At 50.6% G+C, this 20,964-nt stretch carries 26 protein-coding genes and 1 tRNA gene; 15 read left to right on the top strand and 12 right to left on the bottom strand.

The window, feature by feature from the left end; translation table 11 throughout:
• Window positions 1-237 precede the first annotated feature (237 nt).
• Window positions 238-360 (top strand): hypothetical protein, encoded by a 123-nt coding sequence (locus tag O3S68_RS08385; RefSeq protein WP_269231257.1) that lies wholly within the window; start codon window positions 238-240, stop codon window positions 358-360.
• Here O3S68_RS08385 and O3S68_RS08380 read toward each other — a convergent pair.
• Window positions 349-1,329: a hypothetical protein gene (locus O3S68_RS08380; RefSeq protein WP_269231256.1), complete on the bottom strand. Its 981-nt coding sequence runs from the start codon at window positions 1,327-1,329 to the stop codon at window positions 349-351. The two genes, O3S68_RS08385 and O3S68_RS08380, sit on opposite strands and share 12 nt — an antisense overlap.
• 359 nt (window positions 1,330-1,688) lie before the next feature.
• Between O3S68_RS08380 and O3S68_RS08375 the strand changes: the two genes are divergently transcribed.
• Both O3S68_RS08375 and O3S68_RS08370 read left to right on the top strand, forming a co-directional pair.
• Window positions 1,689-3,587 (top strand): methyl-accepting chemotaxis protein, encoded by a 1,899-nt coding sequence (locus O3S68_RS08375; protein WP_269231255.1) that lies wholly within the window; start codon window positions 1,689-1,691, stop codon window positions 3,585-3,587.
• Window positions 3,588-3,998: 411 nt separating this feature from the next.
• Window positions 3,999-4,544, top strand: coding sequence for a hypothetical protein (locus O3S68_RS08370; RefSeq protein ID WP_269231254.1), 546 nt, complete (start codon window positions 3,999-4,001; stop codon window positions 4,542-4,544).
• Between the two features lie 11 nt (window positions 4,545-4,555).
• Here the strand turns inward: O3S68_RS08370 and O3S68_RS08365 are convergent, their stop codons facing one another.
• From O3S68_RS08365 to O3S68_RS08355, 3 genes are all read right to left on the bottom strand, one after another.
• Window positions 4,556-4,744 carry a hypothetical protein gene (locus tag O3S68_RS08365; protein ID WP_269231694.1) on the bottom strand — a complete coding sequence of 63 codons (189 nt, stop codon included), beginning with the start codon at window positions 4,742-4,744 and terminating at the stop codon, window positions 4,556-4,558.
• A 169-nt stretch (window positions 4,745-4,913) separates the two neighbouring features.
• Window positions 4,914-5,321, bottom strand: coding sequence for a hypothetical protein (locus O3S68_RS08360; protein ID WP_269231253.1), 408 nt, complete (start codon window positions 5,319-5,321; stop codon window positions 4,914-4,916).
• 435 nt (window positions 5,322-5,756) lie between these two features.
• Entirely contained in the window at window positions 5,757-6,740 is a 984-nt protein-coding gene (locus tag O3S68_RS08355; RefSeq protein WP_269231252.1) for an NAD-dependent epimerase/dehydratase family protein, read from the bottom strand.
• Window positions 6,741-6,833: 93 nt separating this feature from the next.
• On the opposite strand from O3S68_RS08355, the gene O3S68_RS08350 reads away from it, so the two are divergent.
• Window positions 6,834-7,742, top strand: a complete 909-nt coding sequence (locus O3S68_RS08350; RefSeq protein ID WP_269231251.1) for a LysR family transcriptional regulator — start codon at window positions 6,834-6,836, stop codon at window positions 7,740-7,742.
• A 341-nt stretch (window positions 7,743-8,083) separates the two neighbouring features.
• Here the strand turns inward: O3S68_RS08350 and O3S68_RS08345 are convergent, their stop codons facing one another.
• Window positions 8,084-8,413, bottom strand: coding sequence for an NIPSNAP family protein (locus O3S68_RS08345; protein ID WP_071925278.1), 330 nt, complete (start codon window positions 8,411-8,413; stop codon window positions 8,084-8,086).
• A gap of 153 nt (window positions 8,414-8,566) precedes the next feature.
• A complete protein-coding gene (locus O3S68_RS08340; protein ID WP_269231250.1) occupies window positions 8,567-9,469 on the bottom strand; it encodes a LysR substrate-binding domain-containing protein in 903 nt (300 codons plus the stop codon).
• A gap of 91 nt (window positions 9,470-9,560) precedes the next feature.
• Between O3S68_RS08340 and O3S68_RS08335 the strand changes: the two genes are divergently transcribed.
• Together O3S68_RS08335 and O3S68_RS08330 are read left to right on the top strand one after the other, a co-directional pair.
• Window positions 9,561-10,577, top strand: coding sequence for an NADP-dependent oxidoreductase (locus O3S68_RS08335; RefSeq protein ID WP_269231249.1), 1,017 nt, complete (start codon window positions 9,561-9,563; stop codon window positions 10,575-10,577).
• 61 nt (window positions 10,578-10,638) lie between these two features.
• Complete coding sequence (locus O3S68_RS08330; protein WP_269231248.1) at window positions 10,639-10,944, top strand: putative quinol monooxygenase; 306 nt, start codon at window positions 10,639-10,641, stop codon at window positions 10,942-10,944.
• A 203-nt stretch (window positions 10,945-11,147) separates the two neighbouring features.
• On the opposite strand, the gene O3S68_RS08325 is transcribed toward O3S68_RS08330, so the two are convergent.
• A tRNA-Ser gene (locus O3S68_RS08325) sits at window positions 11,148-11,235 on the bottom strand.
• Window positions 11,236-11,498: 263 nt separating this feature from the next.
• On the opposite strand from O3S68_RS08325, the gene ghrA reads away from it, so the two are divergent.
• From ghrA to O3S68_RS08305, 4 genes are all read left to right on the top strand, one after another.
• Entirely contained in the window at window positions 11,499-12,437 is a 939-nt protein-coding gene (ghrA, locus tag O3S68_RS08320; protein ID WP_269231247.1) for a glyoxylate/hydroxypyruvate reductase GhrA, read from the top strand.
• Between the two features lie 85 nt (window positions 12,438-12,522).
• On the top strand, window positions 12,523-13,260 hold the full coding sequence (locus tag O3S68_RS08315; protein ID WP_269231246.1) for a phosphatase: 738 nt from the start codon (window positions 12,523-12,525) through the stop codon (window positions 13,258-13,260).
• A gap of 19 nt (window positions 13,261-13,279) precedes the next feature.
• On the top strand, window positions 13,280-13,834 hold the full coding sequence (locus O3S68_RS08310) for a TorD/DmsD family molecular chaperone (RefSeq protein WP_269231245.1): 555 nt from the start codon (window positions 13,280-13,282) through the stop codon (window positions 13,832-13,834).
• A gap of 102 nt (window positions 13,835-13,936) precedes the next feature.
• The gene (locus tag O3S68_RS08305) at window positions 13,937-14,419 is read left to right on the top strand and encodes a DUF1097 domain-containing protein (RefSeq protein ID WP_202819292.1); all 483 of its coding nucleotides are present in this window, start codon (window positions 13,937-13,939) and stop codon (window positions 14,417-14,419) included.
• Window positions 14,420-14,442: 23 nt separating this feature from the next.
• Here O3S68_RS08305 and csgG read toward each other — a convergent pair whose 3' ends face one another.
• From csgG to csgD, 4 genes are read right to left on the bottom strand one after another with little or no spacing between them, the layout of a single operon-like run.
• Window positions 14,443-15,276, bottom strand: a complete 834-nt coding sequence (gene csgG / locus O3S68_RS08300) for a curli production assembly/transport protein CsgG (RefSeq protein ID WP_020457402.1) — start codon at window positions 15,274-15,276, stop codon at window positions 14,443-14,445.
• Window positions 15,277-15,301: 25 nt separating this feature from the next.
• Window positions 15,302-15,715 (bottom strand): curli production assembly/transport protein CsgF, encoded by a 414-nt coding sequence (gene csgF, locus O3S68_RS08295; protein ID WP_017456369.1) that lies wholly within the window; start codon window positions 15,713-15,715, stop codon window positions 15,302-15,304.
• Between the two features lie 26 nt (window positions 15,716-15,741).
• Window positions 15,742-16,131, bottom strand: a complete 390-nt coding sequence (gene csgE, locus O3S68_RS08290; RefSeq protein ID WP_020457404.1) for a curli production assembly/transport protein CsgE — start codon at window positions 16,129-16,131, stop codon at window positions 15,742-15,744.
• A 4-nt stretch (window positions 16,132-16,135) separates the two neighbouring features.
• A complete protein-coding gene (gene csgD / locus O3S68_RS08285) occupies window positions 16,136-16,786 on the bottom strand; it encodes a biofilm master transcriptional regulator CsgD (protein ID WP_020457405.1) in 651 nt (216 codons plus the stop codon).
• 591 nt (window positions 16,787-17,377) lie between these two features.
• Between csgD and csgB the strand changes: the two genes are divergently transcribed.
• The 5 genes from csgB to ymdB all read left to right on the top strand — a co-directional run bounded on the left by csgB (window position 17,378) and on the right by ymdB (window position 19,758).
• The gene (gene csgB / locus O3S68_RS08280) at window positions 17,378-17,833 is read left to right on the top strand and encodes a curli minor subunit CsgB (RefSeq protein ID WP_174240605.1); all 456 of its coding nucleotides are present in this window, start codon (window positions 17,378-17,380) and stop codon (window positions 17,831-17,833) included.
• 40 nt (window positions 17,834-17,873) lie between these two features.
• A complete protein-coding gene (csgA, locus tag O3S68_RS08275) occupies window positions 17,874-18,323 on the top strand; it encodes a curli major subunit CsgA (protein WP_017456373.1) in 450 nt (149 codons plus the stop codon).
• Between the two features lie 53 nt (window positions 18,324-18,376).
• Window positions 18,377-18,697 (top strand): curli assembly chaperone CsgC, encoded by a 321-nt coding sequence (csgC, locus tag O3S68_RS08270; protein WP_269231244.1) that lies wholly within the window; start codon window positions 18,377-18,379, stop codon window positions 18,695-18,697.
• A gap of 124 nt (window positions 18,698-18,821) precedes the next feature.
• Window positions 18,822-19,148, top strand: a complete 327-nt coding sequence (locus tag O3S68_RS08265; protein WP_269231243.1) for a hypothetical protein — start codon at window positions 18,822-18,824, stop codon at window positions 19,146-19,148.
• A 79-nt stretch (window positions 19,149-19,227) separates the two neighbouring features.
• Window positions 19,228-19,758 (top strand): O-acetyl-ADP-ribose deacetylase, encoded by a 531-nt coding sequence (gene ymdB / locus O3S68_RS08260; protein WP_269231242.1) that lies wholly within the window; start codon window positions 19,228-19,230, stop codon window positions 19,756-19,758.
• A gap of 36 nt (window positions 19,759-19,794) precedes the next feature.
• Here the strand turns inward: ymdB and mdoC are convergent, their stop codons facing one another.
• Window positions 19,795-20,943 carry a glucans biosynthesis protein MdoC gene (gene mdoC / locus O3S68_RS08255; RefSeq protein WP_020457410.1) on the bottom strand — a complete coding sequence of 383 codons (1,149 nt, stop codon included), beginning with the start codon at window positions 20,941-20,943 and terminating at the stop codon, window positions 19,795-19,797.
• Between the last annotated feature and the right edge of the window lie 21 nt (window positions 20,944-20,964).

The following is a 20,964-nucleotide window of genomic DNA, read 5'->3' as shown; positions in this document are numbered from 1 at the left end:
AGCGGGGGAGTGGCGACGTTTATTGCTGTTGAACCGGTTTTGCTTGGGTATTAACGATTACCGGCATGCCCGACTTTCCGTTCTGAGAACGGAATAAGAAAATAAAACCGGCAACAGTAATGAGCAATTTAGCATGGTAATTTGAGGGCCAGCCAAATACGGCGGTAATCGCGAATAGAAAAATTATCTCTTCCGGGGAAGGGATAGTTTTGTTTCTGATGATAATGAAGATGGGGTATGGCAATTTCATACATCAATCTGCCGCTTACTGAAGCAGATGCCGTTCTGGTGAGCCTACAAAATATCGTTAGTCCGGATCGCCCTGTCATCGTTTTAGCTGCTCTTTCTTTAGAAAGCTGACTGCTTCACTTTGCCTGGGGGGAATAACGTCGTGATAAATCTCGACGTTTCTATCCGCCGTTGCGCGAGTGCATGTTTTGCCGCGTTTGATGCCCATTCATCGGATTGGTCCTGATGTTCAATCTCTGCTTCGGTTATCGGCGTTACACGGATCAGCGGAACTGAACCGAAGGGCAGCCCCTCAATCCGACGACCATCACGGCTGAGAACGATCCGGGTCATTGGCTGATAATCGTCCGTAAGAGAGCAGAACAGAATGGCTTCATATTTTTCAACATCGGCGGCAATCGCATAGCCATTGGCAACGAGATCTCCCAGGTTCATTAACAGATGCGCCCAGTCATCCCTCTGATGGCCGGTAATATCTGAAACATCCAGCTCCATGAAGAGTTCGCATTCTACGCCGTTTTCTGCGGCTGCAACGCCAGCCCATGGCGTCGAGAGGCCATCGGTAGCCAGCGTTAATTTGCTGCTGCTCTTAATGCTGAGCACCCGGCGATGGGGCCCGAACCATTTCGTCTGGTTGTGAATGTTTGCATCCCCGCGTTCAGCAATAAAACCATCCGACACCTCGCCATACTTCTTCCAGAATGCTCGCCTTGCGACAGCGGCAGCCTCATACACCGGACTCTGAGGGCCTCGCGGCACAATGGCCTCATCGAAAATTATGTCAACCGTAACGCGACCCCGCATTAACGGTATTTTAGATTTACGCCAGCGAACAATAACCTTATTAAAGGGCTGTATCCGTGATGCTTCGAGTTTCTCGACAACCTTCTGAACCTTCTGAAAGGCGTGGTCACCAGCAGTAATGTGACTTCCGTCGGCATACCTGTAGCCTCCGGTTTGCGAGGCGACTCCAGCCTGCTCCGTGATAAAGATCCATTCACCGTTGACAGCGCCAGCGGGTGCCTTGTCTAAGGCCGGGCGTAAGTCCTTTGCCGCATCAGAGTTTGAATATGCCGTCATGTCTGTCCTTCAGTTTCATGCCTTATGTATCTTGCCACCGTGCCTGATAAAAAAGTACGAATGAACATGTTGCTGTCCGTACCGTTCTGTTTCATCAGAATGTACGCATCTTGATGAAAATAATATAGATATCATCAAAATAAATTCATCTACGGGATATAACGCATGACGTTGATATTATCTTTTATAGAAACAAGTGGGGGACATTAAAAAATGTGAACAACAGAACGTTTTTTTCTAAAACCTCATTTTGACCAATGAAATGCGCGGTTATATGAAACCATGGCACCATTTAAATTAAAGAATTTCAAATAAATGTCGTTATTACACCTAATTCAACCAGAACGGGTGCCGCTATTATGACATGGAAAAATACTCAGGGCCGAATAGGCCTGTTACTTATAAGCTTTTTCGTTATCTTATTGATAGTTACCTATATTGTTATCAAACAATTCGTTTCCCCGCAGATTATTGAAACCGAGACCAAAAATATTCAGGCGACGGTTGAATTACAAAGTAACGCGATTAAAGAGCAGATGAACCGTGTTAAGGCTCAGCAACGCTCCATCACTGAACTGGTTGTCGGTCTGCAAAGTGAGCAAATCGACGCATTATTACCGCGTCTGGTTAACCAATATGGCGATTTAAACGTATTCGGCGGGGGGATTTGGCCTCTTCCCGGCCAGCGAGATCCGGCTCGGGACAAATTCAGTACCTTCTATGCCCGCGACGCAAGCGGTAACCTGCAGGTCAACACCGTATGGAACCAGCCGGAATCGGCAAAATACTGGGAACAACCCTGGTATAAAGACGGCATGAATGCGCCGAAAGGCGAGTGTGCGTGGGCGAAAGCTTATCAGGATGCGGCCAGCCCGCAGCCCCGAACGAACTGTGCTATGGCGATCTGGAAAGACGGTAAAGCCTGGGGCGTGGCGACCATCGACGTGACGCTGGGCTTCTTTAATCAGCTGGCTGTTGAGATGGGCAAAGCGGTAAACGGCAGCGTACTGATTGTTGAAGCGGACGGCAAAATCGTCGGTAACGGCTCTTCCGTACAGGATAAACCCGCGCTGTCAAACGTTCGCGATCTCGGTATTCCGGCGGCGGCACCGTTAGTTAGCCTGCTGGGCCAGGGTAAAACAACCGAAGTACGCGGGAGCTATGACGGTGAAGATGGCGCGCATTCCCTGTTCGTTCTGCCCATCAGCGGCAGCCCATGGTTCATGGCGGTTGATATTCCGAGCAGCCACCTGGTGAGTATGTCTGACGCCATCATGACCAAGCTCACCATCGTACAGGCGATTATCGGCATCCTTATCGTCTTTATCATGATGATTATTGTGCGCAATATTTTCCATAATGTGACGTTGCTCAATCGTAATATTGAAGCGTTATCCAGCGGCGGCGCGGATTTAACGCAGCGTCTTGCGCAAAGTAAGAGCCCGGAATTCAACGCCATTATCAACAACTTCAATAAGTTTATTTCGTTCCTTAATGAGCTGATGCAGCAGGTAGGGAATAGCTCGATGGCGATCTCATCGGCTTCGCGCCAGATTGCCAGCGGTAACCTGAACCTCTCTTCGCGCACCGAAGATCAATCGGCCTCGATCGTGGAAACAGCAGCGTCCATGGAAGAACTGACCAGCACCGTGCGCCTTAACGCAGAGAACGCGTTGCAGGCGAACAAACTGGCGGAAGAGGCTTCGGCGGTGGCGAAACAAGGGGCCAGTGTGGTTAACAACGTTGTCTCCACGATGAATAGCATCAATGAGTCCTCCTCTAAAGTGGTGGAAATCATCAGTGTGATTGACGGCATCGCCTTCCAGACCAATATCCTCGCGCTTAACGCTGCAGTGGAGGCGGCAAGGGCGGGCGAGCACGGACGTGGGTTCGCTGTGGTGGCCGGTGAAGTTCGTTCGCTGGCGCAGCGTAGTGCCCGCTCAGCTCAGGAGATCAAAAAACTGATTGAAGAGTCGGTGAGTAGCATTGAACAGGGCAGCGGACTGGTTCGTCAGGCGGGTACCACGATGGACGGCCTGATGGAGAAAGTCGAAAGCGTGGGCGTGCTGATCTCAGAAATCAGCTCTTCCAGCGATGAACAAAGTCGCGGAATTACCCAGATAAACATCGCCATCAACCAGCTCGATAGCGCAACGCAGCAGAATGCGGCGCTGGTGGAAGAGGTGGCGGCGGCCGCGCAGTCCATGGAAGAACAAACCGTCCAGCTCGAAAACGTGGTTGGCAGCTTCAAGCTCTGACATCCAAAATAGCCGACTCGGCAGAGTCGGCTTTCTTATCTTTTGTGCCTGTCACTTAGCCTTACCGCCAGGAACCGCTTCACATATCACTCGTTGTAAAAATCCCTTCGCGCTACTCTATTTTTACTCAACAGTTAATCGCCACAGATTCAGTAGTCATATTTTAGTTGTGCAGGTAATGACCAACGGCAGCGCTGTGCCAGAAGCAGACGTTGATAACGTTGAGATATGTTAATTTATGGGGAGCAGGTCACCTGAGGGGCGTGCACTATATGATGTGTCTAACTCTCGGATTAAGGTGGTCGAGTGGAACCAGGCTCCGAATGGAACATATTTTCCCAAGAAGGGAAGTGATACAAAAGCTTTTGAGGGAAATGTTCCTCAGTTGGTTCTAGATAGTTTAGGATTGAAATGATGAAAGTTTATCAGGGTAATATTTCTAAAGAGTCATTAAGCCTGTTTGTTTCAGATATTGGCGCCGGAGAATTTTTTTCATATGTAGGGCACTTGGTTTCACTGGAGCAAGCAATTTCTGTGCTGGGTTTGCTCTCTCCTGATTTTATTGAGATCCAGGGGCATATTTTCTGGCTACCTAACGCTCAGCAATACGACCCGAAAAGGTTTCATTTGCTGGGGCTAGTAGAGAGTAAATCTAATGTATTAGTACAAAGTACATCGCGCAGAGACGTTGAACGATACAGAAATATTTTTTCAATAAATCAGTTTTTTTCAAAGTGGGAAGATGCAGCGGACCGACCCGTATTTAAAGTAGGTCTGTCAAAAGAGGATTATCATCTTTGTCATTTATTTGCCGAGCAGATAACTAGATATTGGAAGCGCGCGTTAGCAGAGGCTTTCCCGGATAAGGTGTTTCAGTTTGAAATTGCTGACGACCTTCTGGATGAATATGGGGTTTGTCTGACATTTTGGCAGGAGTGTGTCAGTAATTCAGTGTAACTGCCCACTCGTTAAAGGTGAGCGCTCAGGCGGTCACCGAACTCGATAATGAAACGACGCATTTCCAGCCGCCAGTTCTGGATCGGCATACTCCATTTTTTTGCCTTCCACAGAGGTAAACTCTGGAAATGCTGACCCGCTCCCTGTTGATTCGCACAGAATGCTGTTAGCAATGTCCGTTCCTCGCTCTGAGCAGACATGTCTGCCCCCTGATCGACTCTTTCGTGCCAGGAGCGGACATTGATAACATTGAGTTATGTTAGCTGATGGGGAGCAGGTCACAGGATTTCCGGTCAGGGTCAGATGCAACCTCGGAGCAAATAGGTTGCAAAAAACCAGCACGAGACCGGCGTTGAGAATAAGTGATGATTAAGAAAACTCTATTTTGCAATCTGATAGCGGGATTGAGCGGCCATCGGAAATAACCAATTGATCACCTTTGATTTGGGCGAGTAATAGACCAAGGCCAATGGCCCCTGCCTCAATATCTTTTCTCCAACCGTCAAGATCACCATGATAGGAAATCGCGTGAAAAATAGGCCCCGAGGGCGGGGTGACTTTGCACCCGCGATCATTTACCCCTCCACGAACAGCATTCGGAGGCTCAGAAAAGCACGTAATATTATTAAATTGTTTTCGGGGGTTGTTTTTCCCATCGTCCGAAAAATAAACAACTTGCTGCCCATCCACAATCGTAACACCAGGTATATTTCTGGCGTTCGACTGCTCGATTTTTCCACCCAGAATTTTTTCTAACATTTCTCGATCATTACTCATTTCACACCTCACTTTGTGACCGGGGTAAGTACAAACTTAAAGTTTGTGACGCCCGCATCGGTAAACACCTTCGAATAGTAACTAGCTAATTCTGGGCTGTTTGTATGATAGATAGCACCGCCATCGAAACCAGTGGAGTATTTTTTCGCCTGAACTACCATTTTGTCTATTCAGTTACTGACCATGGTTTTGAGCCAGCCGGGCTTTCTTGGTTCTGAATAGAACTAGCCCCGTCATCGACAAATTTGGCTTCAATAGCTGTGGGCTTCCCGCCGATCACTGCCACTTCATTTGACTTGCCCCCGGTTGATTATCACCTGCCAGTGTTAGTCCGGCATCTGATATATACTGGCTTAAAGAACCGCTTTTCGCTCGGAGCAGACATGGCTGTGCCTTTGTTTGCCGCTTCGTGCCAGAAACGAGACTCAGATCTGCTCACGAATGCGTGAACAATGTGTGATTAACGCAGCCCTGGCCGATTAAAGTGGTACGCACAGCCTCAATAAGCGGGGTATGAGGTTCGTGGCCTAAGAAAGCGATCAGTTTTGCATTGTCCATCTGTATTGCCTGTTCCCATAAATAGCGCATCTCCAGCATTTCATACAGTGTGGTGTTGAAAGGTGCCATCGCCGTGATGAGCCACCAGGGAAATGATTTTACCTTTGCGTTAACACCAGCAAGCTGTGCGACACGCTGTATGGCTCCGGTCATCGCCGTACCATCGGCGTCCCAGTGTCCCCGCATATGAAAGCAGGCAAAAGGGTCGAGTTGATCCCGACGTGCCAACAGCGCAGCCAGAGTGTCGGCGACATCCGGCAAGTAGGCCCACTGATGGCCTGTCCCGGCTTTGCCTGGGTTTTTAATTATCCGCGGGAGGTGCCCCGGTTTGATCAATCCCTGCGAAAACCAGTTGTTGCCTGCGTCAGGGCCAAAGAAGTCACCGGCCCGCAGAATCAGCACCTTTCCGCCACGCTGCGCGTAAGCGAACAAAGCCTTCTCCATTTGCACCCGTATTGCCCCTTTTCTGGTGACAGGATTTTGGAGAGAGTCTTCGCGCAGGAGTGGAAAGGCGTCCGGGCCGTAGTTATAAACGGTGCCCGGGAGAACGATTAATGCACCATTTCGCTCTGCGGCATTGATTGTGTTCTGTAGCATGGGCAAAACCAGTTGTTCCCAGTTTCGATAACCTGGTGGATTAACAGCATGAACAATCACATCACACTCTGACGCGGCACTCGCAACCTGCTCAGCATTCAGCGTATCACCCTTTATCCACGTCATACTCTCGTGATCTTCATTCTGCGGGGCATTGCGGCGCAACGCATGAACGTCCCATTTTTCGCGGATGAGTTTACGGGCGATTTCACCACCGATTCCGCCTGTGGCGCCCAGTATGAGTACCTTGTTATTGCTGTTCATTGTCTTACCTCTTCCGGATATCTGTTGACATCGTAGTGCCTGTGCAAGCTAAATGTAATTGCATGGCATCAGATAGCAGGTATGCATTTTTGTATGAACATAAATATTCCATGGGAATGGTATCGAACCTTCCTGGCAGTGATGAAAGAAGGTTCCCTGTCGGGAGCGGCACGCATGCTTTCCATCACCCAGCCCACAGCGGGGCGTCACGTAGCGGCACTGGAATCCGCCCTTGGTCTGGTTTTGTTTACACGTTCTCAGACTGGCCTGCAGGCCACGGATGCGGCGGTAGCGATTCAGGGACATGCGCAAGCGATGGAAAACACAGCCAGTATGATTGAGCGTTCGGCTGCCAGCTTCAGTGCCCACTCCGCGGGGTTACATGGCGTGGTTCGCGTATCTGCGAGCGAAATTATCGGCACCGAAGTGCTGCCCCCCCTGATTGCACAAATTAAAGAAGATTATCCTCAACTTACCATTGAACTGGTGCTGTCTAACCGAATACAGGATTTATTGAACCGGGAAGCGGATATTGCGGTACGCATGAGCACACCGGTGCAGGAACAACTGATTGCGCGTCGGTTGGGCAGTATTGAAATTGGTCTGCATGCCTCGCCGTCCTATCTGGCACGCCACGCCGCACCGGAAAGTATTGACGAGTTGTTCACCCATACGCTTGTGGGCTTTGATAAAACGACGCCCTTTATTTTACAGGCACTGAAACACTTTCCTCAGTTAAATCGTGAACGCTTTACCGTGCGCACTGACAGTGATGTCGCGCAACTGCACCTTATCCGCGCAGGCGCGGGCATAGGGATGTGTCAGGTTCAACTGGCCGGTTTCCCTGTTCCGTTAGAGAGGTTGATGCCTGATTTCTTTGCGTTTCATCTCGACACCTGGCTGGTGATGCATGAGGACTTGCGGCACAGTAAGGCCTGTAAAACGGTGTTCGATATTCTCGCAGCAGGCTTACAGGCTTATATCAACAACGTAGGGACATGAAGACGGCCACCTCTACGGCAGCAGATGATGGAATATCTGGGCAGGTAGGCAGAAATCGTATGTAAATACCCGCGACCTCAATTTGTCAGAGATGTCATTACTGTGAACCTTTTCAGAGGGCAGAATGTCTGCTCCTCGCGCATTGCTGCCGTTCAGATGGATCTGATCGCTGACCAGATGGCTTACGAATGGGGATGCCGTTCACTGAACAATTCTGCAGGCGCTGAGACAGTGAGTTGGCGCCGAAGAGACTGGTGGTTACGCGCAGGTGACGCGCGACGTTAAGGACTGGCGAAAAAAATGCCGCTGGCGCGGCGTTATAATCATTTCTGGTTGCGCAATTAGCTGGATCGTAAATTTTCGATTGCACTGTCGCTGAGTGTGAGCACCGATTTAACGCTGACGCTTATTCTGTCAATAATGGCCTGCCGGGGGCCAAGCCGCCACGCTTCACTGTTATAAAAAGATTCCTGAGAGGATTCCAGGTGGGAGAGGCTGTCATAAGCTCTGATTAGATAGTAAGCATCATCGTCATGGGCTGAAAGACCGAAAGAAACGATATCCATACCTGCTGAACGATGAAGCGGGGCACTCTCCTCGGTCATGATCCGGTGAAACTCTTTCCCGGTGCCGGGTTTGAGAGTGTATAGCAAAAATTCCACTGCTTTCATTTTCGATATCCTTTCTATATTTTCATCATTGCGAATTATTGCGCTCTGGGGCCGTAAAACCAGACTGGCACGGATTTCGTCCTGAGCATTTCCTGCGTGCCAATGTGGATACTGCGGTTCATGCCGCGTTGATTATCGCCGCTGGCAGCTAATTTAAAAATGTTTAAGCATATGATCCAGAAACGCGCGTACCGCCGGATTGGAACGGCGACTTTCGTGCCAGACAGCCGAAATATTACGCCGCGCTACCGTAAAATCTGCGAGTACGGGAACTAACTTTTTATCCCTGACCAGGGATGACACCATAAAATTCGACGCCATACCTATTCCGGCCCCGGCAGTCATTGCGGCTATGACGGCTTCGCTGGCATCAACAATCACCGTTGACGAAGGCACAATTTCAATCTCCCGCTCACCGACACGGAACGGCCAGCGAAAAAGTTGCCCTGTATTTTGGTAACGCAGATTAATCGTCTGGTGGCTGATTAAGTCATCCGGATGTTGCGGTGGAGCGCAACCGGCTAAATATTCAGGCGAGGCATAGCATCCTATCTGATACGGCGGGAGGCGACGCGCCAGCAGGTTTGAATCCGCGAGATCGCCAATCCGAATGGCAATATCAATATTCTCATCAACGATGTTTACCACCTGGTCGCTTAGCCGTAAATCAATCGTCACTTTTGGGTGAAGCGCGCAAAATTGCGCAAGCACGGGGGCGATCATGTGGATACCCACCGGTAACGATGCCGCAATCCGCAATGTACCTGCCGGTTCCGCGCGCGCGCGTTTTGCTATCTGCTCGATCTCCTCGGCATCACGTAGCAATCGCAACGCCCGCTCATGTAGCTCGCGCCCTTCGGTCGTTAACACGAGCGAGCGTGTCGTTCGGGTGAATAACGTGACGCCGAGATGCTTCTCCAGCCGTTGAATACTTTTGCTGATGGCGGAAGGTGAAACGGAGAGCGAGCGGGCAGCGGCACTGTAACTGCCCAGAGCGCCGGCACGAGCGAATGCGATAAGACCCGTGAGTCTTTCAAAACCGATTTGTTCCTTCATGGCACAATTAAAGCGAAATACAGCTACATTATCAATCCTGAATATTAGCCGTATGCTCTGTTACCTGAGTTGTTTTTAGAGCGAGACGGTAATGACTGAGATGATGAAAGCTGTACAGCTACATGCGTTTGGTGGGCCAGATAACCTGCGTTATGAAGACGTTCCCCGGCCCCGGGTGGGAAACGACGAGATTCTGGTTCATGTGCAAGCGGCCAGCCTTAACCCGCCAGACTGGTATCTGTGTGACGGGTATCGGGCACTTCCGCGTGAATGGTGGCCCGAACCCACTTTTCCGCTTATTTTGGGAACGGACATCTCAGGTGTTGTCGCGGCGGTCGGTAAATATGTTACCGGGTTCAGCATCGGGGATGAGGTCTATTCGATGGTGCGTTTTCCTGAAAAGGTGATGGCGGGCAGTGGCGCTTACGCAGAATATGTCAGTGTTCCTTCGTCGGAACTGGCGCTGAAACCGCAGGGAATCGGGCATGTTCAGGCTGCCGGTGCCCCGATGTCACTGCTCACGGCCTGGCAGTTTCTTATCGAAACCGGGCATGCCGCGCCGAATCCTTTCCAGTCTTTTCCACATAAAGCCGTTCCATTAAAAGGGCGAACCGTGTTGGTCAATGGTGCCGGCGGCGGCGTGGGACACCTTGCTGTTCAGCTTGCCCGCTGGAAAGGTGCGCGGGTCATCGCCGTGGCTTCCTCACACAATGAAGCGCTTTTACGCGAGCTGGGGGCAGACGAGTTTATCGACTACACCAAAACCGCAGCCGAGAACGCAGTAAAAAATGTTGATCTCGTTTTTGATGCGGTGGGTGGCGCAACTATGGCGCGCTTTCTGCGCTGTATCAGACCTGGCGGCGCACTCTTTCTGGTTAATCCTTTAGGCTTTTCCGCACATCATGAGGCCGCGCAAAAAGCGGTGACGGTGTCATCCACGCAAGTGCGCTCCAGCGGTGCGCAATTAGCGCAAGCAGGCCGTCTTCTGGAAGAAGGTGTGGTTCGGGTGGTGATTGATAGCACCTATCCGCTCGCAATGGCATCTGCTGCCCACCAGCGCGCAGCAATGGGAAGGATTCAGGGCAAAATTGTGCTGACAAACTTTTGATAATCACGATCCCCGATCGGCCAGCCATGGCGATCGGGAATAGCAGATAAAAGGCGACGATATGCTCATCATTTGTGGCTATGTGAAGATCAACCCCTCTGATTTATCGCTTTTTATGGCCGATATGAAAGTGCTTGCTCAAACCGTGCGAAAACGTGCAGGAAACCTCTCGTATGACGTGGCCGTAGAGGATCATCTTGCAGGAAGCGTGCTCATATCGGAACGCTGGAAAGATCAGGATGCGCTGACCGCGCATCTGGCCGCTCCCCACACCCGGGCATTTATCACCCGATGGCAGCAACGAATGACCGCCGAAATCCTGAAATATGATGCCCTTAACGAAAGAGGGCTACTGGATAGGGAATGACAATGTAAGGGCGAGGATATTTGACGAGCGGTTGTTCCAAAACGTTGCCGTTTTTTTGTGCGGGCAGGTTTCTCGCGGGCTCGTCATCTGTCCAGCTGGCTGCGCCAGTTGTCGACCCCCGGTCGGGGCTTCTCATCCCCCCTGCGGGAGTGCGCTATGCGAAAAAAAAGCCCGCATCTGCATGCGAGCTCTTCTTTGAATGATGGCGGTGAGGGGGGGATTCGAACCCCCGATACGTTGCCGTATACACACTTTCCAGGCGTGCTCCTTCAGCCACTCGGACACCTTACCACATTGTCTTCCCGGTGTTACCGGGACGGGCGCTAATGTAGGGAAAACCCGGAACGCCGTCAATCCTCTTTTTCAATAAATTAGCGCGTTTAGACAAACTTTAAACAACCTGCTTCTTAAACGTTCTGAAATCGCTTTTTTTCTCGGCACGGCACTTTCTCCGCGAGGTATGAGAGAAATTTGTTATGCTGAGCGGCCTTCGCGAAAAAGCATAATTGTTCCGGAAAATAACCGGATACATCACATCAGGTTCTGGAGTTGATATGGAAATTATCTTTTATCACCCCTCATTCAATAACAATGACTGGATCCGCGCATTGCGGCAGGCGCTGCCGCAGGCAAATATCCGTGCGTGGACGCCGGGCGATAATGCCCACGCCGATTATGCGCTGGTCTGGCATCCACCGGTTGCGATGCTCAAAGGCCGACAATTAAAAGGCGTGTTTGCACTGGGGGCGGGAGTTGACTCGATTCTTAGCCAGTTGCAGGCTCATCCTGAGATGCTTCCCGAGTCTATTCCGCTGTTTCGCCTGGAGGATACCGGCATGGGGCTGCAAATGCAGGAGTATGCCGTGAGTCAGGTGCTGCACTGGTTCAGGCGCTTTGATGATTACCAGGCGCTAAAACTGCGGGCGAAATGGCAACCGCTGGATGAATACGAACGTGAAGACTTCACCATTGGCATCCTCGGCGCGGGTGTGCTCGGCACGAAAGTGGCCGAAAGTCTGCTCCAGTGGGGGTTCCCGCTGCGTAGCTGGAGTCGCAGCCGTAAAAACATGCCCGGCGTGACCAGCTTTGCGGGTGGCGAGGAGTTGCCCGACTTTCTTCATGGCACACGAGTGTTGATCAATCTGCTGCCCAATACCCCGGAAACGGCTGGCATTATTAACTCTGCGTTGCTCAATCAGCTCGCTGACAACAGCTATGTGATAAATCTTGCGCGCGGTGTGCATGTTGTCGAGCGTGATTTGCTTGCTGCTCTGGAGAGCGGCAAGCTGAAAGGCGCCATGCTTGATGTCTTTAGCCAGGAGCCGCTCCCATCTGATAATCCGTTGTGGGCGCATCCACGTGTGGCGATGACACCACATATGGCGGCGACGACACGCCGCAGTGAAGCCGTGGCTTTTATCGCGCAGGCTATTCAGGCTATTGAGCGAGGTGAAGCGGTGAGCGGGCGGGTAGACAGAGCGCGTGGTTATTGACAGACGCCCGGCATCGCCGGGTTTTGTCATTAAACTCGCGAACGATAACTGCTATCCTTTGCAGAAATAACTACAGGAGTGAGTCATGTATCCCGTTGACCTGCATATGCATACCGTCGCCAGCACCCACGCTTACAGTACGCTTCACGATTATATTGCCGAGGCAAAACGCAAAGGGATTAAGCTCTTTGCCATTACCGACCACGGGCCGGATATGGCGGATGCGCCGCACTACTGGCACTTTGTGAATATGCGCATCTGGCCGCGGCTGGTCGATGGCGTGGGTATTTTGCGCGGTATCGAAGCCAATATTAAAAACACCGAGGGTGAAATCGACTGCACCGGACCGATGTTGACATCGCTGGATCTGATCATTGCAGGTTTCCATGAGCCAGTGTTTCCGCCGCAGGATAAAGCCACCCATACTCAGGCCATGATTGCGACTATCGCCAGCGGCAATGTCCATATTATTAGCCATCCCGGTAACCCGAAATTTGACATTGATATTCCGGCCGTTGCCGCTGCCGCCGCGAAATATGGCGTTGCGCTTGAAATTAACAATTCATCGTTTATCCATTCGCGCAAAGGCAGCGAGGCGAATTGCCGCGCCGTGGCTGCCGCCGTGCGTGATGCCGGCGGCTGGGTGGCGCTGGGATCGGATTCTCACACCGCGTTTACGCTGGGCGATTTCAGTGAGTGCCGTAAGGTGCTGGATGACGTCGGTTTCCCGGAAGATCGTATTTTGAATGTCTCGCCGCGTCGTCTGCTGGATTTCCTCGAATCCCGCGGCATGGCACCAATTCCCGAATTTGCAGAACTTTAATACTGACTGGAACAACTGAATGAACGAATTTTCAATTCTCTGCCGTGTACTGGGCTCGCTGTTTTACCGCCAGCCGCAAGATCCTCTGCTGGTACCGCTCTATACCATGATCCGGGAGGGGAAACTGGCGGAAAGCTGGCCGCTGGAGCAGGATGAGCTGCTTGAACGGTTGCAGAAAAACAGCGATGCGCAGGCACTGGCGGCCGATTACAACGCGCTGTTTGTTGGGGAAGAGTGCCGCGTCTCGCCTTATCGCAGTGCCTGGGTGGAAGGTGCTACGGAAGCGGAAGTGCGTTCATTTTTGTCCAGCCGCGGCATGCCGTTAACCGATGCGCCAGCCGATCACATCGGCACGTTGCTGCTGGCGGCATCATGGCTGGAAGATCAGGCCGCAGAAGACGAAAGCGAAGCGCAGGAGACCTTATTCGCCGATTATATCCTGCCCTGGTGCGGCACCTTCTTTGGCAAAGTTGAAGCCCATGCGACAACGCCGTTCTGGCGCACCATGGCGCCACTGACACGCGATGCAATTGCCGCGATGTGGGATGAGTTGCAGGAAGAGCTAGAAGATTAATTGTGATTTTAATCACAATTAAAATGCAACTGAGATAGTTGGTTTTCAAATAGTGTGCACATTGTCGCATATCCGGGGCGTGCATTTGCTATGATGCGCGCCATGAACATTCTCCTTTCTATCGCAATTACGACAGGCATTCTCTCCGGTATCTGGGGCTGGGTGGCTGTCGCTTTCGGTTTATTAAGCTGGGCCGGTTTTCTCGGCTGCACCGCCTATTTCGCGTGTCCGCAGGGCGGTGTGAAAGGGCTGCTTATTTCCGCCTGTACGGTGATGAGTGGCGTTGCCTGGGCGCAGGTCATGATTCATGGCGCAGCCCTGGCTCCGCATCTGGAGATCGTTGGCTATCTGATGACCGGTGTGGTGGCGTTTTTGATGTGTCTGCAGGCCCGGAACGTGCTGCTTTCTTTTGTACCGGGGACATTCATTGGCGCCTGCGCGACGTTTGCCGGGCAGGGCGACTGGCGGCTGGTTATCCCGTCGCTGGCGGTGGGGTTAGTGTTTGGCTATGCCATGAAAAACAGCGGGCTGTGGCTGGCTTCCCGCCGCGCGCAGCCGCTGCTCAAAGAGCAAGAAAAAGCGTGACCGCAAGTCACGCCTTTCTTTTTTCAGGACTCCGGCGGCACCGCCATTTCGCGGTATTTAGCCAGCACAGGATTATGGCGATCGGCGCCTTGTTGCAAATCCCACAGTCCCCGATCAATCCCGTCATTGATCAGCAAAATCACCCCCGTTTCAATCGCTGACATCAGGCAGAGCATGACCGGTTCGTTGGCGGTATAGCCAACTTCTCCTTCCAGCAACCGCTGGTAGTCGATAAAGCGAAATACCCCAGCCTGTACTTCATAGGAGAGGATGGTTTTGCTGGTGTTGACCGACGAGAGAATTTCCCCGGTCGTGACATTAATCACCCGCAAATTCACCGCAATTTGATCCAACTGATATTGTGTGTCTCCGCCGATGCCGAAATAACGCGCACCAATGCCGCCGGATTTTACATTGCTCTCGTAGCCAATAATGGACCCTTCAATCATGATATTCGCGGCAGTCAGCGAGGGAAGAGGAACGCGATTGTTGATGGCAACAGTCCCGTTTTCTTGCGCGGCGCGAATGATTTTTCGTTCATTTAGCAGATTCTGCAAACCCTGGCGTTCCAGCGGGACAAACCAGCGCGAATCTTTCAGCGCCGTCACCAGCATTGCGGTCGCGCTTTGCGGGACGGCGGTAGAAAAGTTACTTGCCGGGTAGGGTTTAAATTGCCCGGTTTCATCCTGGATGTTATACACCGAGACGAAAATTTTCCCGCTTGGCATCGGCAGATGCGTCAGGTCCTGGTAACTTTGCGCCCGCGGCAACAGCGTCGGCTTAGCGGCTTGTTTTGGCGGCGCAGTGAGGCAACCGCTTAATAAACACACGGCGAATAAAATAAATAGACGCGACATAGTTGTTGTCCTGTTAGACAGTGGCTTAAAAGTCCGTTGAACCGCTTTGCAATCCCGACACCTGAATCGTAGATGTCTTGCCGGTTTTTCTGTCGGTGACGTTTAATTGCAGTTGTCCGTCTTTGTTGGAAATATCCACGATAAAATCGCTGGTCACCATTCGCCCGGGTTTACCGGTATTAATATTGGTAAGTAATCCGCCCAATATTTGTGATTGTATTGCCTGGGTGAAATTATCCAGCGCGGAAGTGGTTTCCACGCCGTAATCCTTATAGCTGGGATCGGTATAAGAATTTTGTGCCTGGGCGCTATTTAATAAAAATGCACCGTTATTAGGATTACCGCCGAAATTAGGATTACGAAACTGGAATGTCATGGTTCCCGCCCAGCATGCAGGCGCGACAAGCAACAGCGCAAGCAGGGTATATATGCTTCGCATAATAGCCTCCGGAGATTTAACGTATTTTAGAATTCATCACTCGCCATATCGCCAACGCTCAGCAGCGCCTGGTTTATTTGCAGGTGATCGATCGCTTGCTGGGTTTGCGCCAACGCGATTTCGACATTTTTCTCAAAGTCGCGGTGCGTCGGGAAAAGAAACGTCTGGTATACGACACTCTGATTGACGATTATCGTTATCCAGCTTCCCCAACGGGCGCTAGGTCGTTCATTGATAGTTAAATTCCCTTTCCAGTTACTTTCCCATTTATCACTAAATGCACGATAAAAATCGTGTCCGACAGACGATACAGTGTGATCGGCTAACAGCCCGGGAACTTCGACTTCAACAGCCGATACGTTTACGCAGGCGATCAGCAAAGTGGCAGTTGCCAGACGATACCCATAGCGTTTCATAGCATTAACGCCTGAGATTATCGTTAGCCCAGGAGACGGCTTGCGTGCGGTTTTTTACCGCTATCTTCCTGAAAAGATTATAAAGATGCGTTTTAACTGTGTTTTCACTAATGAACAGTGAACGGGCTATTTCAATATTTGATGCGCCGATACGCAGCTTATTAAGGATCTCTTTTTCCCGGTGGGTGAGCAGTGCAGATTCAGTGCTGTAGTAACGATAATTCCCGGCATGAGTGATGAGATAACTCGCCAGTTTTTGCGAGAAATAGCACTCACCACGTTGTACGCCTTGTAAGCCATCGACCAGCTGACTTCTGTCCTCGGAAATGTAAAAGACGCCCGTAATATTCGGCCAGTTTTCTACATCCTGGAATGGGTAATCAAGAGGGGTATTCATCAGCAATAGCTTAATATCACCATTTCGTTGTGACAGGATATTCTGCCATTGCTGAATCAGTTTTTTATCCGCATCCATCATGTCGAATAAGACGATGCTCAATGCGGGAATATCATCGAGAGGCCGTTGAATATTATGGAGCTTTCCGGGCAAAGAGAGCGCAAATTTTAAATGCTGGAGAAGCGCCGTTGCCTGTAATGAAGGTTTGGTTATTAATAATAAGACTGAAATAGCTGAACTATGGACTTCACTAAACATGATGAAACCCCGCGTATTTGTTTTTTGTTCATCAACTTCAACCCCCCGGTTATTCACCGGGGAAACCAGATGTACTGTCGGATGCGCTATGCTGTGTTCAGGAATAAGTGATCAGCCCGTGCAAGGGAGAAATAATACAAAGTAATGAGTGCTGCGAATTCAATCTAACGCTTGCAAACCTTAAAGCAAGTGTGAATCATGTAACAGAATGTAAAATTAAATATTGAAATGTTATTTTGATGTTCGGGCAAGTAGATATGCAAAGGCAAAAGCAGGGAGGGTTACAAAAAAATATGGTGCGAGAATTTATATTAAGAACAATGACCTGACTTTTGTTGGCTTCAGGTTCGCCTTATTTTAACGTTTTGCTCTGGCCACGTATCCTGGGCATTGACGCTTATAACGCCGGGGTAATTATTTAAGAAAAATCATCTGATGCCGCCTCTGCTGCAAACGGGGGATAATTATACTTCATGCTTTAGAATGACAAGACTAATGAAAATCCAACTTGCTGGTGAGATATTTTCTTTTTATCCACGGCATACTCAGTTTTGCAACCAGGTATTAACAAATAAGTTTGGCGGTGACAGCATGAAGAACAAAATAGCCTTTATGATGTTAACCCTGCTGGGAATTCCGTGCCTTGTAACAGCAGCCGGATATGACCTGGCAAACCCGGAATATAATCTGGCGATTAATGAGTTAAGCCAGGCGCCTTATAATCAATCAGCCAATATTGATCAACATGGTGCGAGTAATAATGCGCATATTGATCAACGAGGTTCGAAATTATTAGGTGTTATTTCGCAAAATGGCGGAAACAATTCAGCGCAAATTAATCAGTCCGGAAGTTATAACCTTGCTTATATCGATCAGGCCGGGAGTGCCAACGATGCGAGTATTACGCAGGGGGCTTATGGTAATAGCGCGGTTATTATTCAGAAAGGCTCGGGCAACCGGGCAAATATCACGCAGTACGGTACGCAAAAAACGGCAGTAGTGGTGCAACGACAGTCGCAAATGGCTATTCGCGTTATTCAACGTTGAAAGTCTTGCGGCTTTAATCTCAATCCAACGGGGGTTTACCATGAAACTTTTCCAAGTGGCAGCATTCGCAGCGATCGTTGTTTCAGCAGGCGCATTTGCAGGTAGTGTCCCGCAGTATGGCAATGGCGGCGGTCATGGCGGTGGCAGCAATGGTCCAAATTCTGAACTGAGCATTTATCAATATGGCAGCGCCAACGCCGCCCTTGCTCTGCAAAGCGATGCACGTGAATCTGACCTGACTATCCATCAGTATGGTTCCGCCAACGCCGCCGATGTGGGTCAGGGTTCTGATGCCAGCTCTATCGATTTGGTTCAGAACGGGGCGCAAAACAATGCCACTATCGATCAGTGGAATGGCCGCAACTCTGATATTTCTGTGAGCCAGTATGGTGTGGGTAACGGCGCGCTGGTTAACCAGACTGCATCGGGCTCGAGTGTCACTGTTCAGCAAACCGGTTACGGTAACCACGCTACCGCGAATCAGTACTGATCCCCCGGGCAGGAATAAACAGGGCTGCGGCCCTGTTTTTTTTTGGAGGCGCTATGCATACCTTATTATTGCTGGCGGCGTTATCCAGCCAGATCACGTTCAATACCACCCGCGAGGGCGACAATTACACCATTACTCCGCTGGTGCAGGTTACGCAGGATTGTGTTTGCCAGGTGCAGATTATTACCGAGCGCGAAGGTGCTGCGGGGGTGAGCCAAAGCCGGCAACGAAACACAATGACTCTCCCGGCGAATCAAATAACCGCAATTTCACGCATTCATTTGAATATTTCCGCGCACGATAACGTCAAAATTCTCGTCACGGTATCTGATGGTCAGTCGCTCCATCTCTCCCGGCAGTGGCCCGCCGAATAATAATTTACTTAATCCAGGATACGGCGAACATATTCCTCATCTGAATGCTAATTTTAATTAAGGAACGCGTTAACGGTGCCGATATTTAACTTACCAATAGCCGAAGCTCAACCGTCAGGGATGAGTGATTTACGAGGTGTTTATGCGTCTGTTTCAAGCGTTCGTGTTCCCTGTTGCCTGCTTTTTTATGATGTCATCCGCCTATGCCGGAACCCAGCAGGCAGGAGGGGCGATCCATTTTCGTGGTGCCATCGTTGAAGGCGGCTGCGAAACTCGCACTCAGAACCAAAATCTGCAGCTTTCGTGTTTGCAAAACAATCAAATGCAGACCCAGCAAATCCATGTCAACGAGGTAACCGGGCAATCACTCTCTTCGCAGGTTGCGCAAGTCCAGATGCGCTATCTCGATGCGCAGCAATCCCGCGCCGAGGTTACCATCACCTATAACTGATGATTTTGAATATGTTGCCCTTGCTATTTCCGGATACACTTAACGGTGTTAACGGGTTACTGGCGGATAGGGGGCAAAAATGCAACCACGTATGCAGGTGCTTCAGGGGGATATCACCACGCTTGAAGTGGATGTGATTGTGAATGCAGCAAACTCATCATTGCTTGGCGGCGGCGGTGTGGATGGCGCGATTCATCGTGCCGCCGGGCCTGCTTTGCTCGATGCGTGCCGGCAGGTACGTCAGCAGCAGGGCGAGTGTCCACCAGGCCATGCGGTGATCACGGCGGCAGGAAATTTAAAGGCGAAAGCGGTGATCCATACCGTTGGGCCGGTCTGGCGTGGCGGAGAAGAGAATGAAGCGCGCTTACTGGAGGATGCATACCGCAATAGCCTTCAACTGGCGGAAGCCAATAGTTACACGAGCATTGCTTTTCCCGCTATCAGTACCGGCGTGTATGGTTACCCAAAAGCCGCGGCGGCCGAAATCGCCGTTAATACCGTCGCTGCGCACCTTATACGCCGGCCTCAACTCCAGCGGGTGATCTTTGTTTGTTTCGATGACGAAATGACGCAGCTTTACCAGCGCTTACTGACTCAGCACATCCAATAAGGCGCGGCTGCTCTGCGGGCAGGGCAGCCGGAAACCTTATCTGGCGTGAGCATGACGCTTCGCGTCGTTTTGCTGCGGCTTGCCGGAAAAAAGGAAGCGTAGCAGCGGAATGCGCAGATGGATTTCATACAGCAGCACCGCAATGCCAATGACGAAGACCAGCCCGGCAAGAAAACCAAGGAGATTGGACTGGATATGCGGTGTGATCCACGCGCCAAATAGCAACGTCAGCGGATGGTGTACCAGATAGATAAACAGGGATGCGTTCACGAAATAACTTACACGCGCTGACTGGAAGTTCAGCAATTTATGGCCCAATGAAAAGACGACATTGACCATCCACAGCCCCAGCAGCATGGTGATAACCGCCTCGGTTTCGTACATCCAGCCATCACCACTGCCATAGCGCTGGTTAAGCAAATAAGCACCAAAGGCCAGCGCTGAGCCGAGCATGCACCATGGCGAAGGCGTGGTGAAAAGTGATTTCAGGCGCGAGTTAATGAATGCCAGCGCACCAAGAATGAAGAACGGAATGTAGAACAACGTCTGCATGACCGCAAAATTAAACAGCGCGTCACGTAATATATCCGGATAGATCATCAACACAATTCGACGCAACGCAGCCCATGCGATACCTAACAGCAGGAACCAAAGCGACAGTTTCGCCAACGAAATATTGCCAGCCAGCCGGTTAGCGCTATTTTTTAGTTTTTTAAACAGCACCATGCTGATCGTTGTTAATACCACAAGGACTAATAAAAACCATAAATGGGAGATGAGTTCCCATGACAGCGTGTTGAATTTGTCATAAGTCGATAGGGTGTGCCATTCGGCTGTTTTATCTTTCACATATTGCAACATAATAAATTGCGGCAGCGTCAGCAGCGGGATCGCGGTGAGCATTGGAATGCCGACGCGCTCAACGCGCAACTTCCACCAGCGCTTAAGCGGATAACGCAAATACAACATGTATGAAAAATAACCGGAAATGACAAAGAACACCTGCATACGGAACGCATGTATGGCGTCATTGAACAGCGTTAGCCACCATGAAGGATAGGCGCTGTTCACGTGCCACATATGGCTGGAGTAGATCAGCGAAATATGAAACGGGATCCCAAGCAGCATCAACCACGCGCGTATGGAATCAAGGAAATATTCTCGTTGTGCGGGGGTTTTGGTCATATCACTCCGTACATTCTCAGA

Origin of the sequence: Kosakonia sp. SOY2 (genome assembly GCF_027109175.1) — a bacterium.
GTDB lineage: Bacteria > Pseudomonadota > Gammaproteobacteria > Enterobacterales > Enterobacteriaceae > Kosakonia.
This window is presented reverse-complemented; position numbering and strand designations above follow the sequence as displayed.